This is a genomic window from Paenarthrobacter sp. 4246 (assembly GCF_040546855.1).
GTDB lineage: Bacteria > Actinomycetota > Actinomycetes > Actinomycetales > Micrococcaceae > Arthrobacter.
The window spans coordinates 17189-29512 of record NZ_JBEPOP010000002.1; the positions used below are offsets into that span (position 1 = coordinate 17189).

General features: G+C 64.4%; 8 protein-coding genes. 7 read left to right on the forward strand and 1 reads right to left on the reverse strand.

Going from position 1 to position 12324, the window contains the following annotated elements:
• Positions 1-13 precede the first annotated feature (13 nt).
• The 4 genes from ABIE35_RS02850 to ABIE35_RS02865 all read left to right on the forward strand — a co-directional run bounded on the left by ABIE35_RS02850 (position 14) and on the right by ABIE35_RS02865 (position 6013).
• Positions 14-1426 (forward strand): MFS transporter, encoded by a 1413-nt coding sequence (locus ABIE35_RS02850; RefSeq protein WP_354512367.1) that lies wholly within the window; start codon positions 14-16, stop codon positions 1424-1426.
• Positions 1427-3643 (forward strand): molybdopterin oxidoreductase family protein, encoded by a 2217-nt coding sequence (locus ABIE35_RS02855; protein WP_354512368.1) that lies wholly within the window; start codon positions 1427-1429, stop codon positions 3641-3643.
• Positions 3640-5202, forward strand: coding sequence for an FAD-dependent oxidoreductase (locus tag ABIE35_RS02860; protein WP_354512369.1), 1563 nt, complete (start codon positions 3640-3642; stop codon positions 5200-5202). The genes ABIE35_RS02855 and ABIE35_RS02860 overlap by 4 nt, the downstream gene beginning before the upstream one ends.
• 79 nt (positions 5203-5281) lie before the next feature.
• Entirely contained in the window at positions 5282-6013 is a 732-nt protein-coding gene (locus ABIE35_RS02865) for an MBL fold metallo-hydrolase (protein ID WP_354512370.1), read from the forward strand.
• A gap of 103 nt (positions 6014-6116) precedes the next feature.
• Here ABIE35_RS02865 and ABIE35_RS02870 read toward each other — a convergent pair whose 3' ends face one another.
• Positions 6117-7526 (reverse strand): NAD(P)H-quinone dehydrogenase, encoded by a 1410-nt coding sequence (locus tag ABIE35_RS02870; protein WP_207596878.1) that lies wholly within the window; start codon positions 7524-7526, stop codon positions 6117-6119.
• A 122-nt stretch (positions 7527-7648) separates the two neighbouring features.
• Here ABIE35_RS02870 and ABIE35_RS02875 point away from each other — a divergent pair, with 122 nt between their 5' ends.
• From ABIE35_RS02875 to ABIE35_RS02885, 3 genes are all read left to right on the forward strand, one after another.
• Positions 7649-8449: a purine-nucleoside phosphorylase gene (locus tag ABIE35_RS02875; protein ID WP_207596877.1), complete on the forward strand. Its 801-nt coding sequence runs from the start codon at positions 7649-7651 to the stop codon at positions 8447-8449.
• Positions 8450-8910: 461 nt separating this feature from the next.
• Positions 8911-10509: a glycoside hydrolase family 68 protein gene (locus ABIE35_RS02880; RefSeq protein WP_354512371.1), complete on the forward strand. Its 1599-nt coding sequence runs from the start codon at positions 8911-8913 to the stop codon at positions 10507-10509.
• Positions 10510-10601: 92 nt separating this feature from the next.
• Positions 10602-12227, forward strand: coding sequence for a glycoside hydrolase family 32 protein (locus ABIE35_RS02885; protein ID WP_354512372.1), 1626 nt, complete (start codon positions 10602-10604; stop codon positions 12225-12227).
• The last annotated feature ends 97 nt before the right edge of the window (positions 12228-12324 follow it).

The window sequence follows — 12324 nt, forward strand, 5'->3', positions numbered from 1 at the left end:
AGGAGGCACTTCCGTGACTGTTGACCGCACCGCAGATGCACTGGCTCCCGTCCAGTCCACTGCCACCGCCACTTCCACCCTTGAGCACCGCCCCGGCCGCTGGATCGCCAACTGGGATGCCGAAGACAAGGGCCAATGGGAGTCCGAAGGCCGGTCCATCGCCAAGCGCAATCTCTACTGGTCCATTTTTGCCGAGTTCCTCGGCTTCGTCGTCTGGCAGCTGTGGTCCATCGTGGTGGTCCAGCTCCCCGCAGCCGGCTTCAAGTTCGACACCAACCAGATCTTCTGGCTCATCTCCATCCCCAGCCTCGTGGGCGCCACGCTCCGCATCCCTTACACCTTCATGGTCCCCAAGTTCGGTGGCAGGAACTGGACCATCGCCTCCGCATTGCTCCTGTTGATCCCCACCACGGGCCTGGCCATCTGTGTCTCCAATCCGGAAACGCCCTTTGGAATCATGCTCCTCATGGCAGCACTCGCCGGTTTCGGTGGCGGCAACTTCGCCAGCTCCATGGCCAACATCACCTTCTTCTACCCCGCCCGCGAAAAGGGGTGGGCGCTGGGCCTGAACGCTGCCGGCGGCAACCTCGGTGCCGCCGTCGCACAGCTTGTTGTCCCCATCGCCATCACCCTGCTGGCTGCCGGGACCGTCAACCTGCCCACGGCAGGCATCATCTGGATCCCGCTGATCATCATTGCCGCGTTCGGCGCCTACAAGTACATGAACAACCTCACCAGCGCCAAGGGTGACGTGGCTGGCTCCCTGGCCGCACTCAAAGAACCGCACCTATGGATCATGGCGTTCCTGTACATCGGGACGTTCGGCTCGTTCATCGGCTTCGCAGGTGTCTTCCCCAAGCTGATCAAGGACTACTTCCCTGACTTCTCTTCCATCCATGTTGGCGCAGTGGCGCTCTCCCTGGCCTTCCTCGGCCCGCTGGTTGGATCCTTGGCCCGCCCCTACGGCGGACGCATGGCCGACCGTATGGGTGGCGCACGGATGACCATCGCCTCGTTCGCATCCATGGCTGTGATCACGTTGACCATGATCTGGACGCTGCCACTGAAGAACTTCTGGCTCTTCCTCACCTTGTTCCTGCTGCTCTTCCTGGCCAGCGGATTCGGAAACGGTGCAACGTACCGCATGATCCCGGTGATCTTCGCAACGTCCAGCCGGGCGGCCCGCTCAGGCGCCCCGAGTGCCACCACTGCACGGCTCGCTTCTTCCTCGCTGGGCCTGATCTCCGCCATAGGCGCGTACGGCGGCTTCGTCATCCCGCAGGTACTCAATGCCTCAAACTCGGCCAGCGGCTCCTACACCCCGGCGTTCTACGGATTCGTTGGAGCTTACGTCCTGATGCTCACTGTCTGCTGGGTCTGCTACATCCGTCCTGCGCAGAAACGCAACACGATCGGACACATCTAGATGCCCAACGGCGCCGATACCCACTGCCCCTACTGCGCGCTCCAGTGCGCCATGACGCTGACCCCGGCTGCGCCCGCAGTTCGAGGGGCAGCGGCAGCGCCCGCACCCACCGCAGAACCGGACAAGCCCGCCGCTCCCCTGGAAGTATCCGGGCGCGACTTCCCCACCAACCGGGGTGGGCTGTGCCGCAAAGGCTGGACATCGGCGTCGTTGTTGCATCACAACGGCCGCGTCACCGAACCCATGCTCAAAGGCTCCGACGGAGTCCACCAGCCGATCTCCTGGGACCAGGCCCTCATGCTCCTCACTGCCGCTGTGAAGGACACCCAGCAGCAGTACGGGAACGACGCCGTGGGTGTCTTCGGAGGAGGCGGCCTCACCAACGAGAAGGCGTACATGTTGGGCAAATTCGCCCGCCTTGCGCTGCGCACGTCGCGCATCGACTACAACGGCCGCTTCTGCATGTCCTCCGCTGCTGCGGCAGGCAACCGCGCCTTCGGTGTGGACCGCGGACTGCCCTTCCCTGTCACGGACCTCGACACCGCGTCCGTCATCCTCATGCTCGGTTCCAACGTTGCCGAGACCATGCCTCCGTTCGTCCAGCACTTGCAGGGCGCCCGCGACGCGGGCGGGCTGATTGTGGTGGACCCGCGCCGTTCGGCTACTGCTGCGTTCACGTCCGACGGCGGAGGCCTCCACTTGCAGCCGACTCCCGGTACCGATTTGGCCCTCCTTTTGGGCATCAGCCACGTGGTGGTTCACGAAGGCTTGGCCGACACCGGATACATCGAGGCCAAAACCACCGGCTACGCGGCGGTGGTTCGCAGCCTCAACGCTTTCTGGCCCGAGCGCGTCCAGTCCATCACCGGCGTCCCAGCCACCCTGATCCGTGAAACCGCCCGCCGTTTGGCGCAAGGAGCCCGCGACGGCGGCAGCTACATCCTCAGCGGACGCGGTGTGGAACAGCACGTGGACGGCACGGATACCGCCACGGCGGCGATCAACCTCAGCCTTCTGTTGGGCCTGCCCGGCTCTGCGCGCAGCGGATACGGCACGCTCACCGGCCAAGGCAACGGCCAGGGCGGCCGTGAGCACGGCCAGAAGGCCGACCAACTCCCGGGCTACCGCAAGATCACCGATCCCGCCGCGCGCGCCCACGTCGCCGGAGTGTGGGGCGTCGACGAGTCGCTCATCCCCGGTCCCGGCCTGCCCGCCGTCGAACTTCTCAAGTCTCTTGGACAGTCCGACGGCGTCAGGTGCCTTTTCGTGCACGGTGCCAACGTGGTGGTCTCGGCGCCGGACACGAACGCAGTGATCCGAGGACTTCGCAGCCTGGACTTTCTGGTGGTCTGCGACTTCTTCATGTCAGAGACAGCTGCTGAAGCGGATTTGGTTCTGCCTGTGACGCAGTGGGCCGAGGAAGAGGGCACGCTGACCAACCTCGAAGGCCGCGTGATCCGACGTCGCCGGGCACTGACTCCTCCCCCGGGTGTTCGCAGCGAGTTGTGGCTCATGGCGCGGCTGGCTGAACTTCTTGAGGCCCCTTCAACGTTCAGCGATGATCCCGAAACGGTCTTTGAAGAGCTGCGCCTGGCATCCGCAGGTGGTTTGGCCGATTACTCGGGCATCGACTACGCCATGCTGGACCGGGGCGAAGCTGCCTACTGGCCCTACCCTGTTGGTAGCACCGGGACTCCGCGACTTTTCGCCGACGGATTTGCTCACGCCGATGGCCGGGCCGTCATGGTTCCTGTCACTCCTTCCAAGCGCGCTGTCCGTTCGTTTGCGGACGATTCCCTGGCCTTGGCAACCGGCCGGCTCCTGGAGCATTACCAGTCCGGCGCCCAGACCCGTCGCGTGAGCGAGCTGATGGCATCACAGCCGCAGGCCCGGCTCCTCATCCACCCAGGCACAGCAGCTGCCCGCGGCATCGCCGACGGCGACTACGCCACCGTCACGAATGAGCGCGGCGAAGTGCTGTGCCGCGCTGAACTCAGCACCACCGTCCGACCCGACACTGTCTTCCTGCCGTTCCACTTCCCCGGCCAGGAAAACGCCAACCGCCTCACCGAAGCGGCCACAGATCCCATCTCCGGCATGCCGGAATTCAAGACCAGCCGGGTATGGGTCCGGCGGGCAGTCTCCACCCAGGAATTGGACTCGTACGCAGTTCCTGCCGGGACGCGGCTGCCACTGCACGTCAAGGAGGCCTCATGAGCGAGCGCATTGTTGTTGTTGGATTCGGGCCGGTCGCAGCACGGCTTATTGACGAGATGCTCCCCGCCGTCCGCAGGGGGCTGGTCCAGCTGCTGGTGGTGGGCCAGGAGACTGAGGCTGCCTACAACAGGGTCATGGTTGCTGAGCTCGGCGTGGGGCGCACCACGGCCGAGGCGTTGGCGATGGCCGATGCGTCCGGGTTGACGTCCGACGGCGTTGACGTCCGCCTGGGCACCAAGGCTCAAAGGATCGACCGCGCCCGCCAGCAGGTAGTCCTCTCCGATGGCACCTCTGAACACTACGACCGCCTGGTATTTGCCACTGGCTCGCGTCCGGTCATTCCCAACCTCACCGGGCTCAACCCCGATCCCTCCCGGCCCGTTCTTCCGGCAGGAGTTACAGCTTTGCGGGATCTGCGGGACGCTGCTGTGCTTCGCGACGCAGTAGCCGACGGTAAGCGTGTGGTGGTCCTGGGTGGCGGGGTGCTCGGTTTGGAAACCGCGCTGGCGGCCTCGGAAGAGGGCGCCCAAACCACGGTGGTCCACAACGGACCGTTCCCCCTGGGCCGCAGCATTGACCGCGGCAGTGGCTCCGTCCTTACCAACAGCCTGCGGGCGGGTGGCGTCCGGATGGCCGGCAATGCCCGTTCCACCGGCATCGAAACGTCCGGCCCTGACGGCAGCTTCTCAGCGCTGCTGCTGGATGACGGCTCAGCGATCGACGGCGATCTGCTGGTCTTGTCGTGTGGTGTCCGCCCCCGGATCGAACTTGCCGAGGGCTGTGGACTTCCTACCGGCGCAGGCATCCTGGTGGACCACCACCTCCGGACCTATCACGAGCCCCACATGTTCGCGATCGGCGACTGTGCAGAAGTGCGCTGCCCGGACGGTTCCTGCGTTGAATGCCGCACGGCCACCGGCCCGTCCGGCCTGGTGGGCCCGGGGTGGCGGCAGGCCGAGTGGTTGGCCGAATACCTTGTGGTCCTTGCCCGGGACGGCCAGACCGCCGCGGATGCCCTCGAGCCGCTCCCCAAGGAAAAGCCCGGAGTGGTGGTCTTGAAGTCACGGAGCATCAACCTTGCCGTGGCGGGAGACAACGTGGCTGATCCCTGGGATGAAGAATTGCTGGAAGCCGGTGCTGCTTCAGGGCGTGCCCGCCGGCAGATCTCCCAGTGGGCCGATCCCGAACACGGCCGCTACGTGAAGATGACCACCCGCGGCGGGGTGCTGGAAGGCCTCGTTGCCGTGGGCATGCCCCGGACGGCTGCTGAGCTGGTGGTGCTCTTCGAGCGCTCCTCGGAACTGCCCGCCGACCGCTCCCTCCTGCTCCGGCTCGATGGTCCCGACCAATTGGACACCGGCGCCACCAGCAACGATCCCCAGCGGACCGTGTGCCGTTGCGCAGGGGTCAGCGCGGCCAGCATTGAGGGCTCCGTGGTGGAGGGTTGCAGCACGGTGGTTGAAGTATCCAAGGCCACCCGTGCCGGCACAGGCTGCGGAGGATGCCATGGGGATATCAAGGGGATCATCGAAAAACACTTCCAAGCGGCTGCCGCCTGACGCCGCGTAAGCCCTGCGAGCCCGCAGCATTCCAGCGTTCTGGCGTCACCAGAGCAAGGAACAGGCCTAGAATTCCGGGGTGAAGGTATCCGAACCCGCGCCCGGCGTCCATTTTGTTGAGGGACCTGCGTCAAACTGGCTCCTCGTCCGTGACTCCTCAGGCTTCATGATGATCGACGGCGGCTACCCTGCCGACCGCGACCTCGTCCTGGAATCGATCCGGGGACTGGGAATGGACCCGGCCGATGCAAAGGCCATGCTGATCACCCACGGCCATGTGGACCATACGGGGTCCGCGGCGTACTTCTCGCGGGCCTTCGGCACGCCCATCCTCTGCTCTCCCGAGGAACTCCCCCACGTTCAGGGCAGGGAAAAGCATCAGGTCACAGTCGGCCAGGTCCTGGTCCGTGCCTGGCGTCCCCGTGTTCTCCGGTGGATGCTCCACGTCATCGAAGCCAAGGCTCTGCAGGCCGAGCCGGCGACTGGTGCCCAAGCCTGGACTGCGGAAAAGCTCCAGAAACTCCCCGGCCAGCCGCGGGCCATACTGCTGCCCGGACACACTCCGGGCAACAGCGCCCTGCTTCTGCCCGGGGCCGGGGCGATCGCCGTGGGTGACACCTTTGTCAGCGGCCACCCGATCAGCCCAACATCCGGACCGCAGATGTTGCACAGGATGTACCACTTCGATGCGGCGGCAGCGCTGGCCTCTGCCGGGCAGTTGGAGAGTGTCCAAGCCAACGTGATCCTGCCTGGACACGGCGCGGCCCTGCACATGCCCTTGGCGGAGGCAATCAACGCGCTTCCAGGGTAGGAACGCAAAACGCCCGTTTCGATGGCTCGCTGCGCAGGGTGCCGGGCGAACGGCATGGTGCGCAGCGAAGCCCCGAAACGGGCGTCTGTGCTGGGTGGGGAAGCTACATGTGCACGTGCAGGCGCCGCGCAGCCTCCGAAATGGAACCGGTCAGCGACGGGTACACCGTGAACGCGCTGGCGACGTCGTCCACGTGGAGCTTCTGCGTGACGGCCACGGAGATCGGGAAAATGAGCTCGGAGGCGTTCGGGCCCACCACCACGCCACCGATCACGGTGCCGGATCCCTTGCGGGCGATGATCTTGACGAAGCCGTCCTTGGTGTTGCGCATCTTGGCGCGGGCATTGCTGAGCAAGGACAGCATCACAACATCGCCCTGGTACTTCCCGGACGCGAGGTCGGCCTCGGACACACCCACTGAAGCAATTTCCGGGGAGGTGAAGATGTTGGACGCCACCTGGTTGAGCTTGAGCGGCTTCACGCCGTCGCCCATGAAGTGGGCAATCGCGATGCGGCCCTGCATGGCTGCCACGGAGGCGAGCGCGAACACGCCCGTGCAGTCACCGGCAGCATAGATGTTGGGGGCGGTGGTGCGGGACACGCCGTCCACCTTGATGTGGCCGGACTCCGTGAGGGTTACACCGGCTTCCTCAAGACCGACGCCGGCCGTGTTCGGGATGGAACCAACACACACCAGGCAGTGGGTACCCGTGACGATCGATCCGTCACCCAAGGTGACCTTGACGCCGTCGTCCGTTCGCTCCACCGCATTTGCGCGTGACTTGGACAAAACGTTGACGCCGCGACGTTCGAAGACGCCTTCAAGCAGCTTGGCGGCATCGGTGTCCTCGCCGGGGAGGACTTGGTCGCGGCTGGAAATCAGGGTCACCTTGGAACCCAGGCCGTTGTAGGCGGAGGCGAACTCGGCGCCGGTGACACCGGATCCCACGACGATCAGTTCTTCCGGGAGCTCATCCAGGTTGTAGATCTGGGCCCAGTTGAGGATGCGTTCGCCGTCGGGCTTGGCAGTGGGGAGTTCGCGCGGGTGGGCGCCGACGGCCAGCAGGATGGCGTCAGCATCAATGGTGCGGGTGCCCTCGAGGGTCAGGACCTCGATGGTGTTGTTGTCCAGCAGCTTGCCGGAACCGATAACGATCTCCACGCCCAGGCGCTCCAGGCCGGCACGGATGTCCTCGGACTGTCCGCGGGCAAGGTTGAGCACGCGGTCGTTGATGTGCTTGAGGTCGGCGCGGGGCTTCGAGGCCGTGCCGTCGCCGTCGAACTTCACTCCCAGCTCGTCCGCCTCACCGACGCGGGTCATGAGATCGGCGGTGGCAATGAGGGTCTTGGAAGGCACGACGTCGGTCAGCACGGCAGAGCCGCCAAGGCCTGCCCGCTCAACAATGGTGACGTGGGCGCCGAGTGAGGCGGCCACCATGGCAGCTTCATATCCGCCGGGACCACCTCCCAGGATCGCGATACGGGGGGCACTGAAGTCAACTTGGGTGGTCACAATCCTCAATTCTCGCTCATCGCCGCGTCGGCTGCCACTCAGCCCACCCTCACCAGTGCGCGGGTCCCTACCAAAGTCCTGCAGCCGCAAGGTAGCTTGTACCAGTGAGTAACACTGAGCTGATGAACACAGACCCCTTTGAGGCCGCGAAGGCCGCCGCAGACTTCATCGCCGCGGAGACCGGCGTCGAGTCCCATGACGTAGCCCTGGTGCTCGGATCCGGCTGGGCGGAGGCCGCCGACCTCATCGGCGAAACTACCGCCACCCTGAACGCTTCGGAGGTCCCCGGTTTCCACAAACCAGCGGTGGTGGGCCACGTTGGCACCATCCGCTCCGTCCTGACCAAGGAGGGCAAGCGCGCGCTGGTCCTCGGTGCCAGGACGCACTACTACGAAGGCCGCGGCGTGCGCTCCGTTGTCCACGGCGTGCGCACTGCGGCAGCAGCGGGCTGCAAGACCCTGGTCCTGACCAACGGCTGCGGCGGGCTCAACGAAGACTGGACCCCGGGCACCCCTGTACTCATCAGTGACCACATCAACCTCACGGCGACCTCACCGCTTGAGGGCGCCACTTTCGTCGACCTCACCGACCTTTACTCGTCGCGCATCCGCGACCTCGCCCGTGAAGTGGACTCCTCCCTGCAGGAAGGCGTCTACGCACAATTCACCGGACCGCACTACGAAACACCGGCAGAGGTCCAGTACGCCAAGCGGATCGGCGCAGACCTGGTGGGCATGTCCACCGCGCTGGAAGCAATCGCCGGCCGCCATGCGGGAATGGAAGTTTTCGGCATTTCCCTGGTCACCAACCTCGCAGCCGGCATCAGCCCGGTTCCTTTGAGCCACGCCGAAGTTCTGGAAGCTGGCCAGGCAGCCGGCAAGCGTATCTCGAAGCTGCTGGCGGACATCATCGCCAAGCTCTAGGCGCGTCACGGACAAGCGGGGCCACCATCCCATAGTGGCCCCGCTTTGCTGCTTAAAAGTGCACGCTAACAATCTCGAGCGGGAAGTAAACGCACTGTAAATTCTCAGGATAAATCTGTTTTATGGCGCAACATTTGATCCAGCACCGCAAGATGTGGCACGCGCGCCCGTTGGCAATGTAAACGCTTGCGCAAATACTCGCCGGTAGCTCAAATGACCCGCTAAACACCGTTTGATGTCCGACCTAACACGTGTCTAGCGTGGAATGTGTTCCGGTAAGTCGACGTGCCGGGACCACCGCGGTGGAGGCCCACGAGGCTCCGCCGCACCTCGAAACGATGGCGTCCCTCGGTGACGCCTCCAGCGGATCGATGGACGCCCCAGTTGTAGAGAACCCCCAACCGGGGGCCAGGGCATGCGCCCCACTCCACGAAGTCCAACACTCCGCGAGAAGAGCAAGCATGAACACGCACTCAACCCCTCAACGGCCGCGCCGCCGGCTGCGACAGGCAGTAGCCCTCGCAGCCGCAGCCAGCGTGGCCAGCAGCATCCTGCTGGTGACGCCGGCGGCGCAGGCGAACCTGCCGGCCGATCCGCCGTCGAGCACCATGCCGGCACCCACACCCGGCTTCCCGTTGCCTACCAAGCACACGCAGCAGGCCTACGATCCCGCGGCGGACTTCACGTCCAAGTGGACGCGGGCCGACGCCAAGCAGATCATGGCCCAGAGCAATCCCAACGTTGCGCCCGGCCAGAACTCAATGAGCCCCAACGTCACGATGCCGGAAATCCCCAAGGACTTCCCGGCCATGAACGACGACGTCTGGGTATGGGACACCTGGTCCCTCACCGACGAGAATGCCAACCAGATCAGCTACAAAGGCTGGGACGTCATTTTCTCCTTGGTGGCCGACCGGCATGAGGGCTACGGCTTCGACCAGCGCCACTGGAATGCCAGAATCGGTTACTTCTTCCGTAAGACCAACGCCGATCCGGCCAAGGACAAGTGGAACTACGGCGGACACCTGTTCCTGGACAACACCTCCATCGGCAACACGGAGTGGTCCGGTTCCACCCGCCTCATGCAAGGCAACAAGATCAACGTCTTCTACACGGCCACCACGTTCTACGATGTGGCCGAGCGGAACGCAGGGGGCGGCGGGATCGCTCCCGATGCCGCGATCGCCAAGGCCTTGGGTAACATCCACGCCAACCAGAACGGCGTGACCTTCGACGGTTTCCAGCACACCAAACTCCTGGAACCGGACGGAAAGCTCTACCAGAACAAGGCGCAGAACCCCGGCTTCGCGTTCCGAGACCCATACACCTTCGCCGACCCGGCACACCCCGGCAAGACCTTCATGGTCTTCGAAGGAAACACCGGCGGCACCCGCGGCTCCTATAAGTGCAAGCAGGAAGACCTTGGCTACGCCGCCGGCGACCCCAACGCCGAGACTTTGGCCCAGGTCAACAGCACCGGCGCTTGGTTCCAGACCGCGAACGTGGGCTTGGCAGTCGCAGATAACAAGGACCTGACCAAGTGGAGCTTCCTCCCGCCAATCCTGTCCGCCAACTGCGTCAACGACCAGACTGAACGTCCGCAGATCTTCATCCAGAATGAGAACGGCAAGAACAAGTACTACCTGTTCACCATCAGCCACCAGTTCACGTACGCAGACGGCATGCGCGGCCCCGACGGCGTCTACGGTTTCGTCGGCAACGGCATCCGCTCCGACTACCAACCGGTCAACAACAGCGGCTTGGCCCTTGGCTCCCCTACGGACCTGAATATGCAGGCCAATGCGCCTGAGGGTCCGGACCCGCGCCAGAACGGCCGGCAGTTCCAGGCGTACTCTCACTACGTGCAGCCCGGCGGACTCGTCCAGTCCTTCATCGACAACGTGGACGGCGTCCGCGGCGGTTCCCTGTCGCCCACCGTGAAGATGAATTTCAAAGCCGGTGTGACGAAGGTTGACCGCAGCTTCGGCACGAACGGCCTTGGCCCGTTTGGCTACCTGCCCACCAACGTCCGCGTTGGCGGCGAAGGCCACTACAAGTAGGCCGCAACACCCCGGCCCTTAGGCCACGGCAGGGGTGTCGGCTCCAGAAGAGCCGGCACCCTTGCCGCCCCCAACCCTCAGGATTTCTCCCCATGACTTACCCCAGCCCCCACCTCTCCCGCCGCCAATTGCTGGCCGCAAGTGCCGCCGTCGTGGTCGCCTTCTCTGCCGCTTCCTGCACGCAAACGGAAAGCCCGACGGCGGCCCCCGCCCCGGGCGGGCACCGCCCGTCCCCTTCGGATCCATGGCGGCCCGTCACACACCTGACGGCTGGGAAGAACTGGCTCAACGACCCCAACGGCCTTGTCCACCACAACGGCACCTACCATGCCTTCTACCAGTACAACCCGCACGGAAACTCGTGGGGCAACATGTCCTGGGGCCACTCCACCAGCAAGGACCTGGTGCATTGGGAAGAGCAGCCCGTAGCCATTCAAGCGAGCTCTGAAGAAGAGATCTTCTCGGGCTGCATCGTGATGGATACGAACAATGCGTCCGGCCTTGGCTCGGCAGAGAACCCGCCCATGGTGGCCCTGTACACCAGCGCCTATGGCAAGAACGGCGCGCTCCCCCAGGGCGCGCAGGCGCAATCGATCGCGTTCAGCCTGGACAGCGGCTCCACCTGGCAGAAGTACCAGGGCAACCCCGTGCTGAACCTCGCCCCCACCAACAACAATTTCCGCGACCCCAAGATCACATGGTACGAGCCCGGCCGCTACTGGGTGATGACCACGGTGGTGGCCGACGCCCAGGTAGTGAAAATGTTCAAGTCCACGGACCTCCTCCGCTGGGAGTTCCTGAGTGACTTCTCCGGGGCCGGTGCCCAAGGTGGGCTCTGGGAAGTACCTGAACTTGTGCAGATGGACGTGGAGGACTCCACTGCCAAGAAGTGGGTCATGCTCCTGAGCATCAATCCCGGGGGCATCGCCGGCGGCTCAGGGATGCAGTATTTTGTGGGTGAGTTCGACGGGACCCGCTTCACCGCCGAAAACGCGGCTGCCGCTGATGCACCGCTCGTGGAATCGCAGTGGCTGGACCATGGCGCGGACTACTACGCAGCAAACTCCTTTTCCGGTGCGCCCGGGAACAAGCCGGTGCTCCTGGGCTGGATGGGGAACTGGGACTACGCCCAGGATGTGCCCACCACGCCGTGGCGTGGTTCCATGGCCGTTCCCCGTGAACTCACCCTTGTTCGGGGCGGGAAGCGGTTTGAGTTGCGATCGGCAATCGCCGGTGCCGCAAAGGAAACGCTGGAACGCTCCGGTGAAGTCAAGAACAAAAACCTCACCGTCGGTTCCTCACTCCAGGATCTGGGTCCGGACTTCGCAGCCCGGACACAGCTGATTGAACTGGAGATGGACCTCGCCTCGGCGAGCGAGTCCGGCCTTATCCTCCGCCGTTCCTCCGATGGCAAAGCCGGTCTCCGCATCTCCTACGCCAAGGAATCACGCACCGTCAGGGTGGATCGGTCAAAGGCAGGGACCAGCAACTTCTCGGAGAAGTTCAGTCCGTTCCATGAGGTTCAGCTGCAGCCCTCCGGAAACGATCGCACCGTCCGGCTCACGATTCTCCTGGATGCGTCCTCGGTGGAGGTCTTCATTGGCTCTGGAGAGGCGGTCATTTCAGACACCTTCTTCCCGGACTGGGACAACACCGGATCGTCAGCCTTCAGCATGGACGGCAACACGGACTTCACCATCACTTCCCGCTCGCTCTAAGGTTCGCCGAGGGGTGGGATTCCACCTATTACAACCACCCCTGGAGGCGGGATCCCACGCCCCGTTGCCCCTTCGCGGCTCATTGAGGATAGTTTTG